Here is a 22,568-nt window from a genome sequence, read left to right as displayed (position 1 = left end):
AGCGCCACCCCGTCTCGCGCGCCACGATCCGCGTGCTGGCCAAGTCCTTCACCGGCCTGCGCTTCCTTGATCTGAACCTGCGCCCCGGCACCGACAACCCGCAGTTCGCCGCTGAGTCGCTGATGCTGGCCGACTGGGTCAAGGTCAACGACGAAGAACTGGCGCGGCTGGCCCACTGGTTCGGCGCCGGCGGGGACGAGCCCGCCCAGGTGGCCACGCTGATGGACCGCTTCGCGCTGCAACGCATGGTGCTGACCTGCGGTGCCGACGGCTGGCGCTTCTACGCACCCCAAGGCGAGCTGCTGGCCCAGGGCCCGGGCGAGCCGCAGCCGCACATCGTCGACACCGTCGGCGCGGGCGACTCCTTCACGGCGCTGCTGCTGGCCGGCCTGGCGCTCGGGCGCGACCTACCGGCCACGCTGGCGCTTGCCAACCGCTATGCCTCCTTCATCTGCGGCTTGCGCGGGCCACTGCCGGCCCATCCGCAAGCCCTGACCCCCTGGCGCGACGCCCTGCAGGCGCTGCCGCCCTCTCCTTGAACTGCCCACCGAAAAAATGGCCCTGATCACTTCGCCCATCGCCTCACTCGCCGACCTCATCGCCCCGCCGGCCGGCTCGGCCATGCGCCGCCCCGACTTCATCTTCGGCGCCGGCACCTCGTCCTACCAGATCGAAGGCGCGGCGCACACGGACGGCCGGCTCGAATCCATCTGGGACCGCTTCTGCGCCACGCCTGGCAAGGTGCTGCGCGGCGAGAACGGCGACGTGGCCTGCGACCACTACCACCGCCTCGGCGAAGACCTCGACATCCTGAAACGCCTAGGGCTGGACGCCTACCGCTTCTCCATCGCCTGGCCCCGCGTGATGGACGAAGCCGGCAAGCCCAACGCCCGCGGCATCGACTTCTACAAGCGCCTGCTGGACGGCCTGGGCGAGCGCGGCATCAAGGCCTTCGTCACGCTCTACCACTGGGACCTGCCCCAACACCTGGAAGACAAGGGCGGCTGGCTGAACCGCGAGACAGCCTACCGCTTCGCCGACTACGCCGACCTGATGAGCCGCGAGCTGGCCGGCCATGGCGACGTGGCGGCCTGGACGACGCACAACGAGCCCTGGTGCGCCGCCTACCTCGGCTACGGCAATGGCCACCATGCGCCCGGCCTCAAGTCCGACCGCTGGGCCGCCCAGGCCATGCACCACCTGCTGCTGGGCCACGGCCTGGCCCTGCCTATCCTGCGCGCCAACGCGCCGCAGGCGCTGCACGGGATCGTCGCCAACTGTGCGCCGGGCTATGCCGACAAGGACACGGCCGAGGACCGCGACGCCGCCTTCCTGTTCGAGACCTATCAGAACCGCTGGGTGCTGGACCCGCTGCTCAAGGGCGAATACCCGGCCGACCTGTGGCGCCTGTGGAAGGGCTGCGAGCCGCTCGTGCTGGACGGCGACATGGACATCATCAAGCGCCCGATCGACTACCTCGGTATCAACTACTACAGCCGCGCCGTGCTCGCCTCCAAGGGCACAGACACCATCGACTGGGTGCGCCACGAGGACGTCGAACGCACGACGATGGACTGGGAGGTCTACCCGCAAGGCCTGCAAGACCTCTTCGAGGCCTTCAAGCGCGACTACCCCAACCTGCCGCCGCTCTACGTCACCGAAAACGGCATGTCGAGCCACGACACGGTCGAAGGCGACGAGGTCGACGACCTGCAGCGCCAGGCCTATCTGAAGGGCCACTTTGCGGCGTGCTCGCGGGCCATGGCCAACGGCGTCAACGTGGCCGGCTACTTCGTCTGGTCGCTGATGGACAACTTCGAATGGGCCTTCGGCTACGAGCGCCGCTTCGGCCTCGTGCACGTCGACTTCGAGACGCAAAAGCGCACGCTCAAGCGCAGTGCGCTGGCGTATGCGGACTTGCTGGCTGAGCGCGCTGCGGGATAGCGCCCATGCCGAGTTGACAGCGCTTGCCTAAACTCTTCCAAAGAGAACGAGGACACTGAATGGAGAACTGGGGCAAGCCGCTGCGCAAGGTTGTGATCGTGGGCGGCGGCGCGGCGGGCTGGATGTCCGCCGCAGCGTTGAGCGCGGTGTTGAAGCCGCCCTATGAGATCCACCTCGTCGAGTCCGACGAAATCGGCATCATCGGCGTCGGCGAGGCCACCATTCCGTTGATCCGCATGTTCAACGGCCTGGCCCAGATCGACGAGGCGGCATTTTTGAAGGCTACGCAGGGCACGTTCAAGCTCGGAATCGAGTTCGTCAACTGGGGCCGCGAGGGCGAGCGCTACTTCCACGGCTTCGGCCGTGTGGGCAAGGCGGCGCTGTGGCCGGTGGACTTCACGCAGTACTGGCTGCGCCTGCGCGCGGCCGGCCGTGCGCAGCCGATCGACGCATACGTCATCTCCAGCATGGCCGCCAAGGCCAACCGCTTCATGCTGCCTCAGCCGGAGATGCAGAACTCGCCGATGGCGGAGCTGGGCTACGCCTACCACTTCGACGCCAACCTGTACGCCCGGCACCTGCGCGCGCTGAGTGAGCGACGCGGCGTGCGCCGCACCGAAGGAAAGGTCGTGCGGGTGCTGCTCGACGAGGAGCCGGGGCCGACATCGGGCCATGTGCGAGCGGTGGAGCTCGAAAGTGGCGAGTTGGTAGAGGGCGATCTCTTCCTCGATTGCACGGGCTTCGCCGGCTTGTTGACCGACAAGACGCTGGGCGTCGGTTTCGAGGACTGGAGCCACTGGCTGCCCTGCGACCGCGCCTGGGCCGTGCCGAGCGAGAGCACGAAGCCGCTGCTCCCATACACGCGATCCACTGCCCACCGCGCCGGCTGGCAGTGGCGCATCCCGCTGCAGCACCGTGTGGGCAACGGCCACGTTTATTCGAGCCAGCACATGAGCGACGACGAGGCCGCTGACGTACTGCTGCGCAACCTCGACGCGCCCGCCCTCGCCGACCCGCGCCTGATCCGCTTCAAGACCGGCATGCGCAAGGATGCCTGGACGCGCAACGTCGTGGCCATCGGCATGTCGGCTGGCTTCGTGGAGCCGCTGGAGTCGACGGCATTGCATCTCGTGCAGATGGGAGTCGCGAAGCTGATCGAAGCCTTCCCGCACCACGGCTTCGACCCCGCAGAGATCGCCGAGTACAACCGCCAGAGCCGCGAGCGCTACGAGTCGGTACGCGACTTCATCGTGCTGCACTACCACCTGAACCAGCGCAACGACGGCGGCTTCTGGCAGGCGTGCGCCAACATGCACATCCCCGACGCGCTGCGCTGGCGCATGGATCTCTACGCCGGCAGCGGCCGCCTGGTCTACGTCGACACCGACCTGTTCCGCGAGCCGAGCTGGCTCGAGGTGATGGAGGGCCAGAACCTGCGCCCCAAGGGCTGGCTGAGCCTTGCCGAACTGCAAGGCGTGGACGACACGGCGAACTACTTCAAGGGCGTGTCCGACACCATCGCCAACTGCGTGGCCGTGATGCCCGAGCATTCGGAGTTCATCCGCAGCTATTGCGCGGCCCCGCCCATGAAATAGATCGACACGCGATTCAGCCGGGGGGAATAAAAAGGGCACCGCAAGCGGTGCCCTTTGGCTTTGTATTGGGGCCGGGGTGACCCGGCCCTCAACTCAGAAGTTGTATTGCGCGTTGATCCTGAAGCCCCGGCCTGACGTGAAGTAGTTGTGGCCGATCTGGCCAATGTGCTGCTCCATGATCTGCTTGTACGTCTGGTTGGTCAGGTTGGTCGCGTCCACGCCCATCTTGAAGCTGTCGCTGAACGTGTAGTGCACGCCAACGTCCACCTGCCCGTAACCGGCGGCCCACAGCGGCAAACCCAGCGGGAGGTTGATGTCGTGCCGGTTGTAGGTGGCGCTCGCCGGGTTGGTGTCCAGCGCGTTGGTCTGGTTCGGGCCCGTGTTGTCCGAGTTCAGCGCCACACCGTAGAGGTACTTGCCTCGGTAGTTGTAGGCGATGCGCGCGGAGAACGGCCCGCGGTCAAACAGCAACGCAAGGTTGAAGGTGTTGCGCGAGAGGTTGTCCAACGGCATGTTGCCGAAGGAACGGCCGTCGGTGTCGCAGCCGTTGATGAACAGGTTCAGGTTGTCCTGCCCCGCGCCCGGCGTGCAGTAAGCCGAATAGACCGCGTTGTAGCGCTTCACTTTGCTGTCGACATAGGTGTAGTTGGCTTGCAAGCCCAGACCTTGCAGCCACGACGGCACCCAGTCGAAATATTGCTGGTAGGCAATTTCCGCACCGCGTGCATAGCCCTTTGCGCCATTGTTGGGGCCGTTCAACACGAAGCTGACCGGCTTGCCATCGCTGTCCTGGATGGTGCGCTTGAAGGTCTGGTTGACGATGATGTCCTTCAAGTCCTTGTTGAACACCGCCATCGTCAACGAGTTGCCCTTGCCAAAGTACCACTCGGCCGTCACGTCTTCCTGCGTCGACTTGATGGGCTTGAGCTCCGGGTTGCCATTGGAGCTGCCGGTCAACCTGACCGCCTTGACGATCGGCGCCGCCGTAGAGCCCTGCGCGGGATTTTCGATGTCCAGCCCCACCGTCATCGGGATGTAGGCCTGCATCTGGCCGAATTGCGGCCGCGAGAGCGCACGGGACACGGCGAAGCGGAACTGCAAGTCCTGCGTGGCCTTGTAGCGCAGGTTCAAGCTGGGCAGGAAGTCCGTGAAGCTCTGGCTGATGTCCTGCTTCTTGTTGTTTGCCGCAATCGTCGCCGCACTGAAATTGGGCAGCACGACGCCAGGGGCCAGCACAGCGCCGGTGGGCGGAGCGTTGACGGTCAACGCGTAGTAGCCCTGCGCCTCATTCTTGGTCCGCACAGCGCGCAGGCCAACGTTGCCGTCGATCGGCAAGCCCTTCTCTTCCAACGAGAAGCGCAACTGGCCATAGGCCGCCGCAGTGCTTTCCGACTGCACGTTCATGCCTCTTGGGTCCGTGCCGAAAGAGGACACCGCCCACTTGCCCCCGCCCTGGAAGCTGTTGGCCTGTTGCCCACAGCCGGCGCCGTCCCAACCAGCAGTTTTCGCGAAGTCCGAGCACTTATTGAGATAGAGCTGGTGCAGTTGGTTGTAGCTGTCCGGAAAGCCGAACGCGACGGACGCCGCCGGGAAGTACAGCGCAGGCAGGTTGACCTTGCCGCCGCCCATGAAGTTATCGAAGGTGTTCTTGTAGGTAGGGATCTTGGACTGGTTGATGTAGGCCAGCTCACCGATGTTCCAGCCCACTTGCCAGGCGTGAGTGATGGTCGCCCAGTTGTAGGTGTCGCCGGCGCCGTTCACGCCGTTGATGGTTTCGGCATCACGCTTGGCGACGCGAACACCGAAGCGGAAGTCCTCCAGGATGGAGTTGTCGTGGAACTGCCAACGCGCGTCCAACTTCAACGCCTTCTGCGTGCCTTTGCCCTTGTCCAGGTGGTCCATCATCATGGCCCAGTAGTACTTGGACGGGTCGTTCAGCGTCGCCTTGGCGGCGTCGTTGAACACCAGTTGCGGCATGGAGCCCGTGTAGTCCACCGTCTCGCTCGGCAACCCCACGCCTGTACCGACGGTGGAGTCGAAGTTCTGGGTTTTGGACTTGATGTACTGCAGGTCCGACGTCAAAGTCAGTTGGTCATTGACCTTGCCCTGGACCTTCCACGCGAATTCGTCGGTTTGCGAACTGCGCTTGGAGTAACGCGTCTGGTTCTCGACCTCGATGCCGATCACGTCGCCGCCGCCGTTCACGCCGGTCAGCGTGCCCTTGGTCATCACGCCGTTGGCATCGTACGAGGCGTCGCTCACGCGGACGTTGTAGGGGTCGACCTGGTTGCTGACGTTGTTCTCGTTCCAGTTGAAGCGGTACTTGGAGCGGAAGAAGGTCAGCGAGCTTTCGAGGTCGCCCTTCTTCCACTGGGCCGCGCCGTACAGGCCGTCGCGCGTGCGGTCATAGAACTGCTGCCGCCACGTGATGCCACGCGACAGCCAGGTGGTGGCTGTGGCCGACTGCTTGTAGAACGGGTCAAGCACGAGGCCGTCCGTGCGGTTCGAGCTGAGCGAGTGCGCCACGTCCAGCAGCAGGCCAACCTTGCCGATGTCGGTGTTCCAGGTGTTGGTCAACAGGCCCGAGACGCTGGGCTTGTTCTTCGCCGCGAGGGCGTTGCGGCTCACGTCGACCGAGAGCGAACCCTTGAAGCCGGGGAAGTCGAACGGCAGCGCGGTGCGCAGGTTCACGAGGCCGCCGATCGCACCCTCGATCTGTTCGGCGGACGGGTTCTTGTAGACGTCCACGCCGGCCATCAGCTCAGGCGGTACGTCCTCGAAACCGAGATTGCGGCCCTGGTTGGCGCTGAAGGTCTCGCGACCGTTGAGCTGCGCCGCCACATAGGTCAGGCCGCGGATGTTGACGCCCGAGCCCTCGACGGAGAAGTGCACCGGGTCGCTCGACGCGGACACGCGCGACATCGTCGCACCGACGATGCGCTGCAGCACCTCGGAAACCGAACGATCGGGCAGCTTGCCGATTTCTTCGGCGACGACCGAGTCGACGATCTCGTCGGAGTTCTGCTTGATCTTCTGCGCGTTGGCAAGCGCCGCGCGGCGCCCCGACACGATCACCGTCTCCAGCGCCTGAGTCTTGGCCTCCGGCGTTGCCGCCGTGGTTTGTGCCATCGCAGGCAGCGCCAAGACCATCAGGGCCTGGGCCGCCGCTAGCGACAGTGTTGTTTGCTTGAAATGTCTCATCCTGGTTTGCTCCTCTTTGGTGGGAAACATCTGGCCTCACAGGGCCTCGTGTGCGGCTGCTGTCTTGATTGCAGCCATTTGGTAACGGTAACAACGATTAACCCGGACCATATCGGGACAATCAGTAACAGGGGATTCACTCATTCCGCCTGTGGCGAGCCTCCCCCGTCAAACAATGCAATCTGCCACGCCGGATGGTCCAAAGCCGCGGCCCGCAGAGACATTGGTAGCGCTATCTGAGAAGAAATACGCCGCGCCGCGCCCGGAACGAGGTCGATGAAGTTGTCTGCCAGCGCCAGGCCGTTGCCGGCGAGCCACAGGCCTTTGACCGGTCTGTCGCTGCTGACCACCAAGTCCCGGCCGTCGACCGCGATGTCGACGCGTGCGCCGGCAAGGCCGTAGAACCTGAAGGGCTCCGTCCACGCGCAGTCACGGGCCAGTTCGCGGCCGTCGTCGCCGAGCGCGCAGAGTTCGGCAACGGCCGGCTCGGCAAAGCTCGGCAGCGGCTGTGCGGCCTCGACGCAGGACACGGCCGGCACGTGCTGGGCGACCCGGGCACTGGCCAGCTCGCGGCCGTCCATCGCATAGATGCACAGCTGCAATGTCAGCGCACGGCCTTCCAGGCCGCCGTTCATGACGACCAGCCGCGCTTGGCCCGCCTCCAGCCTCACGGCCACGGCCAGCGGCGCCAACGCGCGGCGCACCGCATGCCAGGCCGGCTTGACGGTGGCGGACGAGTCGATCAGCGCCCAGCTCGTCACGGGCCAGCAGTCGTTGAGCTGCCAGACCAGCGCGCCACTCACGGCACGCGCACCGGGCTTCTGCCAGCGGCGGCGGAAATCCTGGTAGGCCACGCGCATGGCCTCGGCCTGCACGAACTGCGTGGCGTAGACGTGATCGGCCAGCGTGGGGCCCACGCGCAGGTTGTCGGCCAGGTAGACGGCCAGGCGGCGATGCCCGTCCGGCCCGCTCGCCGAGCCGGCCTTGTTGTGCCACTGCACCGTGCGGCTCTCGGGGTAGCGCTCCGCCTGCGGCAGCACCGATTCGAACAAGGCCAGCGACGGCATCGACTGCATGCCGAACTCGCTGACGAAGCGCGCCTGCACCTCGCCGTAGTTCTGATACGGCAGCATCTGCTGGTGCCAGACCTCCCAGCTGTGCCGGTCACCCACGGTCACGTCAGAGGACTTCACGTCGCTGCCGGGTGTGAAGGGGCTGCCCGGCCAGTAGGCGGTGTCGGGGTCCAGCGCCGCGCAGACTTCAGGCAGCAGCTTCTCGTAGATGGCTCGCGCCTCGAAGCGCTCCGCCGGGATGCCAGGGCCGGCCAGGCCCTGGGACTCGGCAATCATGTAGTCCTCGTTGTTGCCGCACCAGAGCGCCATGCAGGCGTGGTGACGCAGGCGCTTCACCGCCGCTTCGGCCTCGGCGCGCACGCTGGCCTGGAAGGCCTCGTTGGCCGGGTAGAGGCCGCAGGCGAACAGGAAGTCCTGCCAGACGAGGATGCCCATCTCGTCGCAGGCCTCGTAGAAGGCCTCGTGCTCGTAGATGCCGCCGCCCCAGACGCGCAGCATGTTCATGTTGGCAGCAGCGGCCTGGGCGACGCGCTCGCGGTAGCGCGCCGGCGTGATGCGCTCCAGCAGGTTGTCGTCGGGAATCCAGTTCGCGCCGCCGGCAAAGATGTCCTGACCGTTGACCTCGAAGTGGAAGCTGGAGCCCGCCTCGCCCTCGACGGGCGCCTGCACCAGGCGCAGGTGGCGCAGGCCGATGCGCCGGCTGTCTTCGGCCAGCACCTGGCCATCGTCGTCCTGCAGCCTGGCGATCAGCGTGTAGAGCGGCTGCGCGCCCAGGCCGAGCGGCCACCAGAGCTGGGCGTCGGTGACCGACAGCGTCGCACCCACACGCTGGGCTGCGGGCACGGCGCGCGCGGCCACGCAGCGGCCTTGCGGGTCCAGCAGCTCGAAGGCGCAGCGGGTGGCAGCGCCTTGCAGCTCTGCCGCAACCTGCAGCGTCGCCGTGCGGCGATCGGCAGCCACCTCGGTACGGCAATGCAGGTCGGCGATGCGCGCCGAGCCGCTGTCCCGACGCACGGGCCGCCACGGGCCGCAGGTGATGAGCTCCGGGCCCCAGTCCCAACCGAAGTGGTACTGCGCCTTGCGGGCGTGCAGCCGCGCGCTGTCGCCGTTCCAGAGCGCACGCTTGCCGTGCATGGCCTCCACCTTGCGGGCCTCCACCAGCGCCGGCTCGAAGCACAGCAGCAGTTCGTTGCGGCCCGGCTTCAGGCGCGAGCGCACGTCCAGGCGCTGCGGCACGAACATGTTGTCGGACTTGAGCAGCAGCTCGCCGTTGAGCCAGACGGTGCAATACGTGTCCAGCCCCTCGAAGACCAACTCTTCGCGCTCGGCCAGCTCACCCACCTCAAAACCCAGGCGCCAGACCCAGCGGCGCTCAGCCACCCAGCGCACGTCCAGCTCGTTGCGGCCGTAGAAGGGATCGGGAATTCGCCCGGCCGTGAGCAGCGCGCCATGCGCGGTGCCCGGCACGGTGGCGGGCAGCCAGGCGTCGTCGGGCAGCGCGGCCAATGCAGCGGCGTCCAGGCCGTCCGCGCCGCCCGGGGCCTCGGCCAGCAGCCAGCCTTCATGCAAGTCAATCAATCGTTGAGATTTCACGTCGTGTCAGTGTCAAAGTCACTCAGCCGGCCCGCAGCGGGAGACTCTGGCCGGCCAGCGAAGCCGGTCAGCCAAGCGCCGCGCCAGGGCGGCTGCGGCCTGTCTCCTGCTTCACCTTGGGTAAAGCTAAACATTGTTCTGTTGCGCATTCTGTTTCTCTAATTTTCGGACTGCACTCGGGGATAGTCCCGATGTTTTCCAGAAGACACAGTCAGCTTTGGCGCCCAACTTGCGCCCATAATCCCGATCGTTTAGTAAACAATAAAGAGACAACGTGTCCCTTCCGGCCACGCTTTTGCGCCTGCCATGAATGCCGCAGCGCAGATGGCCGAGACCGCGCGCCATCCCCGTGGCGGCGGGTGAGTGGCGCAACTTCCTGTGGCCGCTGCTCGTCGTCAACGACGCGGCCACGCTCACGCTGCCACTGCAGGTCGGCAAGATGGCCGGGTCGCTGCTCGCTTCGCACCTCGTGTCGCTGCTGGCGGTCGTGCTCTTCCTGAGCTTTCAAAACCTGCTCGTTGCCGGGCTGCAAGCAGGTGCCACCAAGGGTTGATATGAATGTGTTGAAAGGATTTGCGTTGGCTTTGTCATTGATGCTTCCGGCGATCAGCAGCGCGGACGCCCGGCTGCAAGCCGTCATGCAACGGCTGCAGGCCGGTGAGCCCATCACGCTCGCCACCCTAGGCGGCTCCATCACCACCGGCTACGCCGCCCAGCCGCCGCGCGAACGCGGCTGGGCCGCGCTGCTGGCCAAGTCCTTCGGGCCCAAGGTCAAGCTCGTCAACGCCGGCGTCAGCGGCACGGACTCGGCGGCCGGCGTGCAGCGTCTGCAAAGCCAAGTGCTGGATGCACAACCCGACCTCGTCATCGTCGAGTTTGGCGTCAACGACCAATGGCTGGACCCTGCCGTGCGCGGCAGCAGCTACGAGGCCATCCTGCGCCGCCTGCTGACCGCCAAGAAGCCGCCCGCCGTCGTCGTGCTGGGCCTGACGCAGCAAGGCAACCAGGCGCGCGACGCCGTCGACATCCAGTTGAAGCTGGCGGCCCACTACGGCCTGACGGCGCTGGACTTCGGCCGGTGGATGCAGGCGCGCGTGGAGGCCGGCGAGGACCGCTGGGCGGCGCTCTACGACGAGCCCGTTCACCCCAACGGCATGGGCCACCAACGCATCGCGCTCGCGCTGGCCGAGACGCTGCGCGCCGCAGCCCGCAGCCAGGTCGCGCCGACAGCCGCCCTGCCCGAGCCTTTGTACGGCCACGCCCACGAGTTCACGCGGCTGCTGACCGGCGACACGCTCAAGCCCTACCAGCAGCACGGCTTCACGCGCGGCGGCGAAGTGCACCCGGAATGGACGGGCCAGCAGCCCGGCTGGGTCAGCATCGCCGACGACGCCGAGGCACGCTTCCTCGTCTACGGCAGCGAGGTCGCCGTCTTCCATGCCGAGAGCGAGCATTACCGCAACCTCGAAGCTCGTGTGGACGACGGCGCCTGGGTCCTGCTGCGTGGCCAGGTGCCCGAGCGCAAGGGCTATCTCGGCTGGCACTACGCGGTCATTGGCCGCGACCTGGAGCCGACTGCGCACCTGCTGCAGGTGCGCGTCAAGCGTGACGAGTGGGCTGGCAGCGGCCGCCCCGCAAGCCTGCTGGCCGTCATGTCGGCCGGCATCTACCCGCCGGCGCTGCGGCCGAGCGACTTCGTGCGCGAAGAGCCCACCGCCCGCCCTGGCCTCATCCCCGCCAACGCCGCCCTGTTGCGCTGGGTCGGTCGCGTCGGCCCCGCGCCCCTGCCTCCGGCCAAGTTGATGGCCTGGAGCGGCAGCGAACTGCGCGCGCGCTTCACCGGCCGCGAGCTGAGCCTGGAGTTCTCGTCCACGCACTGGGGCACCAGCCACTTCACCGTCGAAGTCGATGGCCGCGTCCATGCGCTGGCAGTGCCTGGCAACAGCCGGGCCGTGTGGCGGCTGCGCGAGCCGCTGGGCGAGGGCACGCATGAGCTGCGCCTCGTCAAGCGCACCGAGGCTTCCATGGCCGAAGCCGCCTTTCACGGCCTGCGCCTGGCTGAAGGCGGCCAACTGCTTGACCCGCCGCCGGCCCGCCCGCTGAAGCTGGCTTTCTACGGCGACTCCATCACCGCCGGCGCCTGCAACGGCGATGTCGCCGAAGACCAGTACGAGGACCTCTACCCCCACGACGGCACGCGGGCCTATGGCGCTGTGACGGCCGAGCGCCTGGGGGCGGACTACCTCGGCATCGCCGTCAGCGGCATCGGCATCACGGCCACCTGGGACACGCTGCTGATGCCCCAGGTGTGGAACCGCTATGCACCGCGCCTGGACGCGCCGGCCGCGCCGCCTGACCCGCGCGCGCCGGACGTCGTCCTCCTCAACCTCGGCCAGAACGACCACGGCTTCCCGGCGTCCAAGGGCCAGGCCATCGCCGCCGATTTCGGCGCGCGCTACCTGGCCTTCGTGCGCCAACTGCGCGCCCGCTATCCGCAAGCCAGCATCGTGCTGCTGGCTGGCGGCATGACGGCGTGGAAGGAGCAGCCCGCCATCCCGCGCGCGTTGAACCAAGCCGTCGCCACGCTGCGCACCGAGGGCGATGCCAAGGTATGGACGTACACCTTCCAGGCCTTCGCCTATGCCCACCCGCGCATCGATGTGCACGCGCAGATGGCCGACGAACTCACCCGCTTCCTGAAAGACGAGGTACTGAAATGACCGCCCTCCCCGACCTGCGCCGCCCCGAGGCGCTGTGGGCCCATATGCGCCACACGCTGGCCTTCTACGCGCCGCGTGCGAAGGATGAGACCGGCGGCTGCTTCCAGTTCTTCAAGGACGACGGCTCGATCTTCGACCGCCGCACCCGCCACCTCGTCAGCAGCACGCGCTTCGTCTTCAACCACGCGCTGGCCTGGCGCTGGTTCGGCGGGCCGGTGGCCGACGTGACGCACGCGCTCGCCTTCGTGAACCAGGCGCACGCGCAACCCGGATCCGATCTTGGCGGCTACGCCTGGGTGCTGGACTGGCAAGACAGCCAAGCCACGGTCACCGACGGCACCAATCACTGCTACGGCCTGGCCTTCGTGATGCTGGCCAATGCGCATGCTGCGGAAGCCGGCGTGCCCGGCGCACGGGAAGGCATCGCCGCCACCTTCGAGCTGATGGAGCAGCGCTTCTGGGAGCCCGCCCACAGCCTCTACGCCGACGAGGCGACGCCCGACTGGCAGGTCGGCGCCTACCGCGGCCAGAACGCCAACATGCACTCCTGCGAGGCCATGCTGGCCGCCCATGCCGCCACCGGCGAGGCCCGCTACCTCGACCGTGCGTTGACGCTGGCCACGTCCATCGCCCAACGCCAGGCGGCCCTGACCGACGGCCTCGTCTGGGAGCACTACAACACCGACTGGACGCCCGACTGGGACTACAACCGCGACGACAAGACCAACATCTTCCGGCCCTGGGGCTTCCAGACCGGCCACCTCACCGAGTGGGCCAAGCTGCTGCTGATGCTCGACCGCCGCCTGGGTGCCACTGCGCCGGATTGGCTGGTGCCGACCGCGCAGCGCTTCTTCGACACAGCCATGCAGCACGGCTGGGACGAAGCGCATGGCGGACTCGTCTACGGCTTCGCCCCAGGCGGCGAGACCTGCGACGGCGACAAGTACTTCTGGGTGCAAGCCGAAAGCCTCGCCGCCGCCGCATGGCTGGCCGTGCGCACCGGCAACGACGCCTATTGGGCTTGGTACGACCGGATCTGGGCCTACGCCTGGCAGCACTTCGTCGACCACGAGCACGGCGCCTGGTACCGCATCCTGGCGCCCGACAACAGCAAGCTCACCGACGAGAAGAGCCCCGCCGGCAAGACCGACTACCACACCATGGGTGCCTGCCAAGACGTGCTGGCCGCCCTCGGCGTCTCACCGCCGGCCAAGGAGGCCGCATGAAAAAAATGATCTGCACTGCGCTGCTGCTGGCCGTCTCGGCCGCAGCGTCCGCCGCCCCGCTCGAATGGCGCGGCATCAGCCTCTCAAGCGCTGAATGGGGCGAGAAGCTGCCCTTCCCCGGCGTCTACGGCAAGGACTTCGTCTACCCGAAGGTGGCGAGCACGGCCTACTACCAGGCCAAGGGCATGAACCTGATGCGCATTTCCTTCCGCTGGGAGCGCCTGCAGCCCACGCTGAACGGCGAACTCGACCCGACCGAGCTGGCCCGCCTGCGCGAGTTCGTCGATGGCACGACGGCGCGCGGCCTGCATGTGCTGCTGAACCCGCACAACTACGCGGCCTACAAAGAAGTGCACGTCGGCAAGCCCGAGGTGCCCATCGCCGCCTTCGCCGACTTCTGGCGCCGGCTGGCCCTGCAGTTCAAGGCCAATCCCAAGGTGCAGTTCGGCCTCGTCAACGAGCCGCGCAACATGCCCACCGAGACCTGGGCCGACGCGGCGCAGGCTGCCGTCGACGCGATCAGGGCAACCGGCGCGACCAACCTCATCACGCTGCCCGGCAACGGCTACACCGGCGCCTGGAGCTGGCATGAAAGCAAGTGGTACGGCACGCCCAACGCCGAGGTCATGGGCAGGGTCCGCGACCCGCTGGACAACATGGTCTACGAAGTGCACCAGTACTTCGACAAGGACGGCTCGGGAACCAGCCCCGAATGCGTCAGCCCCAAGATCGGCGTCGAGCGGCTGCAGCGCTTCACCGCCTGGCTCAAGGCCAACAAGAAGCGCGCCATCCTCGGTGAGCTGGGCGGTGGCGCCAACGCGGTTTGCGAGCAAGCCGTGAACGGTGCCCTCAAGCACCTGCAGGCCAATGCCGACGTCTGGGCCGGCTGGCTGTGGTGGGCAGGCGGCCCGACCTGGGGCAACTACTTCCTGTCGCTGGAGCCCGAGGCCGCTGGCCGCGACAAGCCGCAGATGCGCTGGCTCAAACCCTATCTGGAATAAAAAAAGCGGGCCGAGGCCCGCTTTTTGTTTTCAGTCGATCAGATCAGCGACCGAAGCCGCCCTTGCGCGGGCCGCCGAAGCCAGGCTTCGGGCCGCCAAAGGAGGGCTTGGCACCCGGGGTGAAGGGACGATCACCACGCGGCGCAAAGCCACGGTTGTCTTCACCACGCGGCTGGAAGCCACGGCTGTCGTCACGCGGTGCGAAACCACGGTTGTCGCCCTGGGGCTGGAAGCCACGGTCGTCACGCGGCGCGAAACCTTCACGACGCGGCTCGCCACCGAAAGCAGGCCGGCCACCGGCGTTGAAGTTGCCACGCGGGGCGTCGTCACGACGGAAAGGCTTGTTGCCGAAACCGGGGCGGCTACCGCCACCGAAGTTGCCACGCGGGCCGCGGCTGTCGAACGAGCCTTCAGGGCGCTGCGCGAAGATGCGCGGCTCGGGCGTCTTGGGCTCAAGGCCCGCGATCTGCTCGACCGGGATCTGCTGCGTCGTGAACTGCTGGATGCGGCGGATCATGGACACGTCGTCACGCAGGCCCAGCGTGATGGCCAGGCCGGCGCGGCCGGCACGGCCCGTGCGGCCGATGCGGTGGACATAGTCCTCCGCCTTCATCGGCAGGCCGTAGTTGATGACGTGGCTGATCGTCGGCACGTCGATGCCGCGGGCGGCCACGTCGGTGGCCACCAGCACGCGCACCTGCTTGTTGCGCAGGGCTTGCAGCACGCGGTTGCGCTTGCCTTGGGGCATAGCGCCGTGCAGCGGGGCCACCGAGTGGCCGATCTCGGCCAGACGCTCGGCCAGCCAGTCAGCGTCACGCTGCGTGCTGGTGAAGACGACGGCCTGGTCCAGTTCCGGCTGGGCCAGGATGGCTTCCAGCAGCTGGTCCTTGTGGTGGGGGTTGTCGGCCCAGTGCAGGCGCTGCGTGATGTTCTCGTGCGTGTCGGTGTGGTTGGCCACCTCGATGCGCTGCGGGTCGCGCAGCAGGTTCTGCGCGAGGCGGCCGACGTGGCCAGCGAACGTGGCGCTGAACATCACCGTCTGGCGCTCGGCCGGGGTGTTGCCGGCGATCATCGTGATGTCGTCGATGAAGCCCATGTCCAGCATGCGGTCGGCTTCGTCCAGGACGAGCATCTCGACATTGCCCAGCACGCACTTACCGGAATTGATGTGGTCGATCAGGCGGCCGGGGGTCGCGATCAGGATGTCCAGGGGGCCGGTCAGCTGGCGGATCTGCAGCGGGTAGGGCATGCCGCCCAGCACGGTTGCGACCTTCAGGCCCGGGATGAAGCGGCCGTAGGTCTGTGCGGCCTTGGCCACTTGCATGGCCAGCTCACGGGTGGGGGCCAGCACGAGGATCTTGGGGCCGTAGATCTTGCCCTTTTCGCGCTTCTTGCTGTCGTCGGCACGGGCGGCCAGGATCTTCTCCAGCGCCGGCAGGATGAAGGCAGCGGTCTTGCCCGAGCCGGTGCGCGCCGAGACCATCAGGTCCTTGTTGGCGATGGCGGCGGGGATGGCAAGCGTCTGCACATCGGTGGCGTTCTCGTAGCCGGAATCTTTCACGGCCTTCAGCACAACTTCGTTCAGGCCCAGGGTATCGAAACTCATGTCATTCTTTCAGTCAAAAGCCCGTCCACGCCGCTGGTTGAGCGGACGCGCAGGCACCTCACGGACGCAGCCGTCAGGCAGTCAAAGTCGCTGGGAGAAAGCTCGTGTCGGGCGGCTCGGGCTGCAGACTGCAGTCGGGTGCGGCACGGGGGAACAGTCAAAGCGACGGCTTCATCGCCGCCGACCGATCCACGAGGGGTGTTCGAGAAGCCGTAAGGGATTACGGGCCGAACGAGGTCAGAGGAGACGTACGATGCCCGGCCTGAGCCGAGCGAAGCCGCTAATGTAGCACGGATTCAGGGTTTCCACCAAATCAATCCAGCAGCCGAGCGTCAAGCCAGCCGCGCAGGCTGTTGAAGAAAGCCAGGCCTTGGGCACGCGCTAGCTCGGCGCGCGTAAGCCGCGCCTCCTTGATGCGGCCTTGCACCAGCAGTTCGGCGCGCAGCACGCCGGGCAGCAGGCCGGCGGCCAGTGGCGGCGTCAGCCAGTGGCCGTCGATCTGTAGGGCGAGGTTGCCGAAGCTGCATTCGGTCAGCTCGCCGGCTTCGTTCCACAGGATCACGTCGAAGGCGTCGGCCGGCTTGCCGAAGGCATAGAGCTCGCGGCGCGTCGTCTTGTGGGCGAGGAATTCGGCGCGTGGGCCGAGCGTCGCGATCGGCCCGCCGGCCAGCGCCAGCTGCACCGGCTCAACGGTCGGCGTGAAGGCAGCCAGCGTGTGGGCGAGGCGGCCTTCGGCATCGCAGGTCAGGCGCAGGCGCCAGCTGCCTTGTGCTTGGGCTTCGGCGATGGCCTTCAAATGGGCGCGCGCCTCAGTCAACGAGAAATGCAGGCCGAAGTGGCGTGCCGTGCGCTGCATGCGCGCCAGATGGGCGTCGCCGCGCTGGGCCACGCCGTTCTCCAACCGCAGCGTCTCCAGCGCCTCGACCGGCGCCTCGGCCCGCGCGAGGAAGCGCGACTTGGCCCGCCACTCGGCGATCTCGGCGGCGGGCTCGCTGTCCAGCGTGATCGCGCTGCCGAGGCCGCAGGTGAACGTGCCATCGTGGATTTCGACGGTGCGGATAGGCACGTTGAAGGTCGCGATACCGCCCGGCTGGATCAGCCCGAGCGCACCGCAATACCAGCCGCGCGCCGACGGCTCCAGCGCGCGGATGACCTGCATCGCGCGGATCTTGGGCGCACCCGTCACCGAGCCGCAGGGAAACAGCGCGGCGAAGGTGTCCGCCAGCGTCAGCCCGGCGCGACTGACGGCGGTGACGGTGGACGTCATCTGCCAGACCGTCGGCAACGCATGCAGCTCGAACAGGCGCGGCACGCGCACGGTGCCGAGCTGGGCGACGCGGCTGAGGTCGTTGCGCAGCAGGTCCACGATCATCAGGTTCTCGGCGCGCTCCTTGTCGCTGGTGCGCAGGTGCGCTTGAGCCGCCTCGTCGTCTACGCGGTCGCGCCCTCGCGGCGCCGTGCCCTTCATCGGCTGCGCGGCCAGCAGCCAGCTGGCCTTGGCGCCGGGTACCGGGCGCCAGTCGAAGAAGAGTTCGGGCGAGACGCTGGCCGCGCCGGCATCGCGCAAGAAGAGACTGAAGCCGCCCGGCTGGCTGGCGTGCAGAGCGAGGAACAACTCCTCCGCATCCAGCGCGCCGGCCGGCGCACGCAGGCGCGTCGTCAGGTTGACCTGGTAGCAGTCGCCAGCGCGGATGTAGTCGCGGATGCGCTCGATGGCGACGGTAGCGTCCGGCTCGGCATCGCGCCAGTCGAGCAAGCCGGTGTGGACTGCCCCGCCCTCGGGCCACGGCTCGGGCGCCGTGTCGTAGACGGCAAATTCGGCCAGTGGCGCGGTGGACTCATGGGTGGCCAACACCTCGTCGAAGGCCGCAGCGGCCTCGTAGCGCAGGCCGCCCAGCACCCAGGCGCCGGCTCGCGCGGCCGCCTCGGCCTGGGCGATGACCGTGCGCACGTCGTCCAGCCGCGTCGCCCGCAGCCAACTCGCCGGCGGCATCGTCCAGCAGCCACGCAGCCGCTCGCCGTCCTCGCGTGCCAGCGGGTGGCGGGGGAAGTCGAACGCGGCGTGAATCACACGCGCTGAAAGCCGATCAGGCCAGGTTCAGGAAGTGGGTGCGGTAGTGCACCAGCTCCTCGATGGACTCCTGGATGTCGGCCAACGCCGTGTGCGCCTGGGCCTTCTTGAAGCCCTCTAGCGCCGACGGCTTCCAGCGCTTGGCCAGTTCCTTCAACGTGGACACGTCCAGGTTGCGGTAGTGGAAAAAGCTCTCCAGCTCCGGCATGTAGTTGGCGAGGAAGCGGCGGTCCTGGCAGATGCTGTTGCCGCACATCGGGCTCTTGCCCTTGGGCACGTAAGCCTTCAGGAACGCGATGGTCTGCGCGACGGCGTCGGCCTCGGAGATCGTCGACGCCTTGACGCGGTCGATGAGGCCGCTGCGGCCATGCGTGCCCTTGTTCCAGGCGTCCATCGCATCCAGCGTCTCGTCGCTCTGGTGCACGGCGAACACGGGGCCCTGCACGCGCTGCTCGAGGTTGGCGTCGGTGACGACGACGGCAATCTCGATGATGCGGTCAGTGTCGGGATACAGACCGGTCATCTCGAGGTCGATCCAGATCAGGTTGTTGTCGCTGATGGCAAGGGTGTCGGACATGGTGGGCTCACGCAGAAGAGCCCGGAATTCTCGCAGCCTAAAATTGCGTATGTCTCCCACGCTGTTATCCCTCGCGTTCGCGGTCGCGCTTGCCGCTTCGCTGCTCGTCAAATTCTGGTTGTCGTCGCGCCAAGTCCGCCATGTCGCCGCCCATCGCGGCCAGGTGCCGGCGGCGTTTGCCGGCAGCGTCACGCTTGGCGCCCACCAGAAGGCGGCCGACTACACGATTGCCCGCTCCCGCCTCGGCCTGCTGGCGCTGGCCTTCAACGCCGTCGTGCTGCTGGGTTGGACGCTGCTGGGCGGGCTGAACGCGCTGAACGGCTGGGTGCTGCAGGCCAGCCAAGCCTTGCCCGAAGGCTGGCAGGCCATGGGCTACCAGCTCGGCCTCGTCGCCGCCTTCGCGCTGATCGGCTCGCTGCTGGACCTGCCCTGGGAGCTGTGGTCCACCTTCAAGATCGAGCAGGCTTTCGGCTTCAACCGCATGACGCTGGGCCTGTACGTCGCCGACATGCTCAAGGGCCTGGCGGTGGGCGTGCTGCTCGGCCTGCCGATCCTGGCGCTGATCCTGTGGCTGATGGGCGCCGCCGGGCCGCGCTGGTGGCTGTGGGCCTGGGCGGTGTGGATGAGCTTTCAGCTGCTCGTCATGGTGCTCTATCCGACCGTCATTGCGCCGCTGTTCAACAAGTTCGAGCCGCTGGCCGACGTGGCGCTCAAGTCACGCGTAGAGCAGCTGATGGCGCGCTGCGGCTTTGCGGCCAAGGGCCTGTTCGTCATGGACGGGAGCAAGCGCTCAGCTCATGGCAATGCCTATTTCAGCGGCTTCGGCCCGGCCAAGCGCGTCGTCTTCTTCGACACGCTGTTGGCCAAGCTCAACGGCGGCGAGGTGGAGGCCGTGCTGGCGCACGAACTGGGCCACTTCAAGCACAAGCACATCACCAAGCGCATCGTGCTGGCCTTCGCGATGAGCCTGGCCGGCTTTGCGCTGCTGGGCTGGTTGGCGCAACAGCCGGCCTTCTACCTGGGCCTGGGCGTGCAGCCGAACTTGAGCGCCCCCAACGACGCGCTGGCGCTGATGCTCTTCCTGCTCGCCGGCCCGGTGTTCGGCTTCTTCGTCACGCCACTGGCCAGCCACTTCTCGCGCCGCGACGAGTTCCAGGCCGACGCCTACGCCCGCGCGCAGGCCAGCGGCGCCGACCTGTCCTCGGCCCTGCTCAAGCTGCACGAGGACAACGCCGGCACGCTGACGCCGGACCCGGTCTACGCCCGCTTCTATTACTCGCACCCACCGGCCGCCGAGAGGCTTGCCGCACTCGCCGCATGAACGACTTACTCCTGGCCCAATGTGATCCGAAGGCGCCGCTGCTGGACGCCGACACGCAACAGCGCGTGCTCGCCAGCCTGCCCGGCTGGCTACCCGACGCTGAAGGCCGCCTGATCGGCCGGCGCTTCGGCTTCGCGAACTTCTACCAGGTGATGGCCTTCGTCGATGGGGTCGCCGAGATCGCCCATGCGCAGGACCATCACCCTGAAATGCTCGTCAGCTTTGATGCCTGCACCATCAGCTGGACGACCCACTCGCGCGGCGGGCTGACGTTGAACGATGCCATCTGCGCAGCTCAAGTGAGCGCCCTGCCCGAAGCGACTGTTGCATGAGCAAGTTCCAGGCGCTGGACCTGGGCCTTGTCGTGCGCAGCCACGGCCGGCACTACATCGTCGAAGCCGCTGACGGCCGCCGCCTCGTCTGCCACCCACGCGGCAAGAGGAGTGACGCGGTCGTGGGCGACCAGGTGCGCTTCGCACCGGCCAGCGCCGACGAAGGCGTCGTCGAGGCCGTCGAGCCGCGCCGCAATCTGCTGTTCCGCCAGGACGAGTGGAAGACCAAGAGCTTTGCCGCCAACCTGGACCAGTTGCTCATCCTCGTCGGCGTCGAGCCCGTCTTCAGCGAAAGCCAGCTCACGCGCTCGTTGATCGCCGCCGAATCGGCCGGCATCAACGCCGTCATCGCGTTGAACAAGACCGACCTGCCCGGCGCCGACGCCGCCCGCGAGCGCCTGCTGCCCTATCGCGCGATGGGCTTGACCGTGTTCGAGGTCGCGCTGAAAGCCGACCCTGAAGGTTCCCGCGCCACGCTGGCGTCCTGGCTGGCCGGTAAACGCAGCTTCGTTCTCGGCCCCAGCGGCACCGGCAAGAGCACGCTGATCAACCTGCTCGTGAAGGACGCCAAGGCCCAGATCGGCGAAATCTCGCAGGCGCTGAACTCCGGCCGCCACACGACGACGACGACGCAGTGGTACTGGACCGACGACACGCGCACGACGGCGCTGATCGACTCGCCCGGCTTCCAGGAATTCGGCCTGCACCAGATCGTCGCGGCCGAGCTGTGGCGCTGGATGCCCGACCTGCGCAAGCACGCGGAGTGCCGCTTCCACAACTGTTCGCACATTCATGAACCGGGCTGCGGCGTGCGCGCTGCAGTCGAGGCGGGCTTGATCAGCCCGAGCCGCTACCGCATCTACGGCGAAATCCTGGACGAGCTGCAACGCAAGACGTGGTGAGGCGGGCCTGGCACGGCGGGATCGAACTGAAGTAGCGCTCAGTGGCGCGGCGGCTGCAGCGGCAGCGGCGCGGTGTCCTTGATCTCGCGCGCCTCGATGTCGACGACGTCCCCCGCCGCCGCAGGTGCCTGTGGCCGCTGCGGCGCCCATGGGTTCTGGTTCATGCGGAACTGCACATTGGGCTTGCGGCCTCGCAGCACGCTGATGAGCAGGAACAGCACGAAGGCAAGCACGGCGAACAGGAAGAGGCCGAGGCCGATGACGGCCCCGACGACGAGGAGCAGCAGGCGGAAAAGCAGACGGAACAGGCGCATGCCCGGATTCTGAACCCGCTCAACCCCGCCCGACGAAAGGCATCTGCGTCGCCATAACCGTCATGCTCTGCACATTGGCCGACGGCGGCAGGCCGGCCATGTAGACGACGGCGCGGGCGACGTCTTGCACGTCCATGCGCGGCTCGACGGCGATCTGGCCGTTGGCCTGCGGCACGCCACGCAGCATCTTCTCGGTCATCTCGGTCGCGGCGTTACCGATGTCGATCTGTCCGCAGGCAATGTCGAAGGCGCGGCCGTCCAGGCTCAGCGATTTGGTGAGGCCCGAGATGGCGTGCTTGGTGGCCGTGTACGGCGCGGTGTTGGGCCGCGGCGAGTAGGCCGAGATGGAGCCGTTGTTGATGATGCGGCCGCCGCGCGGGTTTTGCGACTTCATCAGCGCGAAGGCGGCGCGGGCGCAAAGAAAACTGCCGGTCAGGTTGGTGTCGACGACGGCGCGCCACTGCGCCACGCTCAGCTCGTCGATGGGCACCGGCGGCGCGCCCATGCCGGCATTGTTGAAGAGCAGGTCCAGGCGACCAAAGCGTTGCTTCAGCGTGGCGAAGGCGGCGTCGACCTGTGCCTCGTCGGTGACGTCCGTGGGCAGCACCAACGCGTCAGGCAAGGTCTCGCGCAGGGCCGCTTCGCGACGGCCAATCAGCGCGAGCGCCCAGCCCTCGCCTGCCAGCGCGCGGGCCACGGCCCGGCCGATGCCGGAGCCCGCGCCGGTGACCAACGCAATCTTCATCAGTTCCCCAGCGGCGTGACCAGCGTGCGCTGCACCCAGCCGCTGAAGTTGGCCGAATCGACCTTGACGAAGCCGTCCTTGACCTCGCCGGTGGCGACCAGTTCGTCGCTGCGGTTCAGCGTGGCCACGACCTTGCCTTCGCGCGACGGCGTGGCGTAGGCCTTCACGTTGGAGATCTTGGGCGCCAGCATCTGGCCCGCGTTGATCGGGGCGCCGGCCTGCGTGGAGGCGCCAGCGTTGGCATCACCCGAGGCGCTGCCGGAGCGAACGAGGCTGGCCTGGTCACGAATGGTCAGCACGATCTTGTTGTAGTTGTCGAGAAAGCTGGCGGCGATGAGCTTGCCCTC

At 67.3% G+C, this 22,568-nt stretch carries 18 protein-coding genes; 10 read left to right on the top strand and 8 right to left on the bottom strand.

Going from position 1 to position 22,568, the window contains the following annotated elements:
* The 3 genes from ABIS05_RS22205 to ABIS05_RS22195 form a co-directional block, all read left to right on the top strand.
* A partial coding sequence (locus ABIS05_RS22205; RefSeq protein ID WP_348009077.1) for a PfkB family carbohydrate kinase occupies positions 1-539 on the top strand: 539 nt, incomplete at its 5' end.
* A 16-nt stretch (positions 540-555) separates the two neighbouring features.
* A complete protein-coding gene (locus tag ABIS05_RS22200) occupies positions 556-1,944 on the top strand; it encodes a GH1 family beta-glucosidase (RefSeq protein ID WP_348009076.1) in 1,389 nt (462 codons plus the stop codon).
* Positions 1,945-2,003: 59 nt separating this feature from the next.
* Complete coding sequence (locus tag ABIS05_RS22195) at positions 2,004-3,539, top strand: tryptophan halogenase family protein (RefSeq protein WP_348009075.1); 1,536 nt, start codon at positions 2,004-2,006, stop codon at positions 3,537-3,539.
* 93 nt (positions 3,540-3,632) lie between these two features.
* Here ABIS05_RS22195 and ABIS05_RS22190 read toward each other — a convergent pair whose 3' ends face one another.
* Positions 3,633-6,740 carry a TonB-dependent receptor gene (locus ABIS05_RS22190; protein ID WP_348009074.1) on the bottom strand — a complete coding sequence of 1,036 codons (3,108 nt, stop codon included), beginning with the start codon at positions 6,738-6,740 and terminating at the stop codon, positions 3,633-3,635.
* A 140-nt stretch (positions 6,741-6,880) separates the two neighbouring features.
* The gene (locus ABIS05_RS22185; RefSeq protein ID WP_348009073.1) at positions 6,881-9,406 is read right to left on the bottom strand and encodes a glycosyl hydrolase 2 galactose-binding domain-containing protein; all 2,526 of its coding nucleotides are present in this window, start codon (positions 9,404-9,406) and stop codon (positions 6,881-6,883) included.
* Between the two features lie 310 nt (positions 9,407-9,716).
* On the opposite strand from ABIS05_RS22185, the gene ABIS05_RS22180 reads away from it, so the two are divergent.
* Genes ABIS05_RS22180 through ABIS05_RS22165 form a run of 4 tightly spaced genes read left to right on the top strand, consistent with a single transcriptional unit; the run spans position 9,717 to position 14,353 of the window.
* Positions 9,717-9,959: a hypothetical protein gene (locus tag ABIS05_RS22180; protein ID WP_348009072.1), complete on the top strand. Its 243-nt coding sequence runs from the start codon at positions 9,717-9,719 to the stop codon at positions 9,957-9,959.
* 40 nt (positions 9,960-9,999) lie between these two features.
* On the top strand, positions 10,000-12,126 hold the full coding sequence (locus ABIS05_RS22175) for a GDSL-type esterase/lipase family protein (RefSeq protein ID WP_348009071.1): 2,127 nt from the start codon (positions 10,000-10,002) through the stop codon (positions 12,124-12,126).
* Positions 12,123-13,352: an AGE family epimerase/isomerase gene (locus ABIS05_RS22170; protein ID WP_348009070.1), complete on the top strand. Its 1,230-nt coding sequence runs from the start codon at positions 12,123-12,125 to the stop codon at positions 13,350-13,352. Before ABIS05_RS22175 ends, ABIS05_RS22170 begins: the two co-directional genes overlap by 4 nt.
* Positions 13,349-14,353, top strand: a complete 1,005-nt coding sequence (locus tag ABIS05_RS22165; RefSeq protein ID WP_348009069.1) for a glycoside hydrolase family 5 protein — start codon at positions 13,349-13,351, stop codon at positions 14,351-14,353. Before ABIS05_RS22170 ends, ABIS05_RS22165 begins: the two co-directional genes overlap by 4 nt.
* A 43-nt stretch (positions 14,354-14,396) precedes the next feature.
* Here the strand turns inward: ABIS05_RS22165 and ABIS05_RS22160 are convergent, their stop codons facing one another.
* From ABIS05_RS22160 to orn, 3 genes are all read right to left on the bottom strand, one after another.
* Positions 14,397-15,959 (bottom strand): DEAD/DEAH box helicase, encoded by a 1,563-nt coding sequence (locus ABIS05_RS22160; protein ID WP_348009068.1) that lies wholly within the window; start codon positions 15,957-15,959, stop codon positions 14,397-14,399.
* A 313-nt stretch (positions 15,960-16,272) separates the two neighbouring features.
* Positions 16,273-18,030 (bottom strand): bifunctional anthranilate synthase component I family protein/class IV aminotransferase, encoded by a 1,758-nt coding sequence (locus tag ABIS05_RS22155; protein WP_348009067.1) that lies wholly within the window; start codon positions 18,028-18,030, stop codon positions 16,273-16,275.
* A gap of 16 nt (positions 18,031-18,046) precedes the next feature.
* The gene (gene orn, locus ABIS05_RS22150) at positions 18,047-18,607 is read right to left on the bottom strand and encodes an oligoribonuclease (protein ID WP_348009066.1); all 561 of its coding nucleotides are present in this window, start codon (positions 18,605-18,607) and stop codon (positions 18,047-18,049) included.
* Positions 18,608-18,656: 49 nt separating this feature from the next.
* On the opposite strand from orn, the gene ABIS05_RS22145 reads away from it, so the two are divergent.
* Genes ABIS05_RS22145 through rsgA form a run of 3 tightly spaced genes read left to right on the top strand, consistent with a single transcriptional unit; the run spans position 18,657 to position 21,162 of the window.
* Complete coding sequence (locus tag ABIS05_RS22145) at positions 18,657-19,928, top strand: M48 family metallopeptidase (protein ID WP_348009065.1); 1,272 nt, start codon at positions 18,657-18,659, stop codon at positions 19,926-19,928.
* Entirely contained in the window at positions 19,925-20,260 is a 336-nt protein-coding gene (locus ABIS05_RS22140) for a 4a-hydroxytetrahydrobiopterin dehydratase (protein ID WP_348009064.1), read from the top strand. The genes ABIS05_RS22145 and ABIS05_RS22140 overlap by 4 nt, the downstream gene beginning before the upstream one ends.
* Positions 20,257-21,162, top strand: coding sequence for a ribosome small subunit-dependent GTPase A (rsgA, locus tag ABIS05_RS22135; RefSeq protein WP_348009063.1), 906 nt, complete (start codon positions 20,257-20,259; stop codon positions 21,160-21,162). The genes ABIS05_RS22140 and rsgA overlap by 4 nt, the downstream gene beginning before the upstream one ends.
* Before the next feature lie 38 nt (positions 21,163-21,200).
* On the opposite strand, the gene ABIS05_RS22130 is transcribed toward rsgA, so the two are convergent.
* The 3 genes from ABIS05_RS22130 to ABIS05_RS22120 form a co-directional block, all read right to left on the bottom strand.
* Positions 21,201-21,476 carry a hypothetical protein gene (locus tag ABIS05_RS22130; protein WP_348009062.1) on the bottom strand — a complete coding sequence of 92 codons (276 nt, stop codon included), beginning with the start codon at positions 21,474-21,476 and terminating at the stop codon, positions 21,201-21,203.
* Between the two features lie 19 nt (positions 21,477-21,495).
* Positions 21,496-22,221, bottom strand: coding sequence for an SDR family oxidoreductase (locus ABIS05_RS22125; RefSeq protein ID WP_348009061.1), 726 nt, complete (start codon positions 22,219-22,221; stop codon positions 21,496-21,498).
* Positions 22,221-22,568, bottom strand: a 348-nt coding sequence (locus tag ABIS05_RS22120) for an SH3 domain-containing protein (RefSeq protein WP_348009060.1), incomplete at its 5' end; no start/stop codon positions are given. The genes ABIS05_RS22120 and ABIS05_RS22125, both read right to left, overlap by 1 nt.

The sequence above is a fragment of the Roseateles sp. genome, assembly GCF_039929605.1.
In the GTDB taxonomy this organism is placed as follows: domain Bacteria; phylum Pseudomonadota; class Gammaproteobacteria; order Burkholderiales; family Burkholderiaceae_C; genus Pelomonas.
Note: the sequence above shows the minus strand (reverse complement) of the source record. Positions and strands in the feature narration are given on the sequence as shown.

Bases quoted from the DNA above. Each gene is read 5' to 3' on its own strand.
- ABIS05_RS22200 (WP_348009076.1), top strand. From the start codon at position 556: ATGGCCCTGATCACTTCGCCCATCGCCTCACTCGCCGACCTCATCGCC.
- ABIS05_RS22195 (WP_348009075.1), top strand. From the start codon at position 2,004: ATGGAGAACTGGGGCAAGCCGCTGCGCAAGGTTGTGATCGTGGGCGGC.
- ABIS05_RS22190 (WP_348009074.1), bottom strand. From the start codon at position 6,740: ATGAGACATTTCAAGCAAACAACACTGTCGCTAGCGGCGGCCCAGGCC.
- ABIS05_RS22180 (WP_348009072.1), top strand. From the start codon at position 9,717: ATGCCGCAGCGCAGATGGCCGAGACCGCGCGCCATCCCCGTGGCGGCG.
- ABIS05_RS22175 (WP_348009071.1), top strand. From the start codon at position 10,000: ATGCTTCCGGCGATCAGCAGCGCGGACGCCCGGCTGCAAGCCGTCATG.
- ABIS05_RS22170 (WP_348009070.1), top strand. From the start codon at position 12,123: ATGACCGCCCTCCCCGACCTGCGCCGCCCCGAGGCGCTGTGGGCCCAT.
- ABIS05_RS22165 (WP_348009069.1), top strand. From the start codon at position 13,349: ATGAAAAAAATGATCTGCACTGCGCTGCTGCTGGCCGTCTCGGCCGCA.
- ABIS05_RS22160 (WP_348009068.1), bottom strand. From the start codon at position 15,959: ATGAGTTTCGATACCCTGGGCCTGAACGAAGTTGTGCTGAAGGCCGTG.
- orn (WP_348009066.1), bottom strand. From the start codon at position 18,607: ATGTCCGACACCCTTGCCATCAGCGACAACAACCTGATCTGGATCGAC.
- ABIS05_RS22145 (WP_348009065.1), top strand. From the start codon at position 18,657: ATGTCTCCCACGCTGTTATCCCTCGCGTTCGCGGTCGCGCTTGCCGCT.
- ABIS05_RS22140 (WP_348009064.1), top strand. From the start codon at position 19,925: ATGAACGACTTACTCCTGGCCCAATGTGATCCGAAGGCGCCGCTGCTG.
- rsgA (WP_348009063.1), top strand. From the start codon at position 20,257: ATGAGCAAGTTCCAGGCGCTGGACCTGGGCCTTGTCGTGCGCAGCCAC.
- ABIS05_RS22130 (WP_348009062.1), bottom strand. From the start codon at position 21,476: ATGCGCCTGTTCCGTCTGCTTTTCCGCCTGCTGCTCCTCGTCGTCGGG.
- ABIS05_RS22125 (WP_348009061.1), bottom strand. From the start codon at position 22,221: ATGAAGATTGCGTTGGTCACCGGCGCGGGCTCCGGCATCGGCCGGGCC.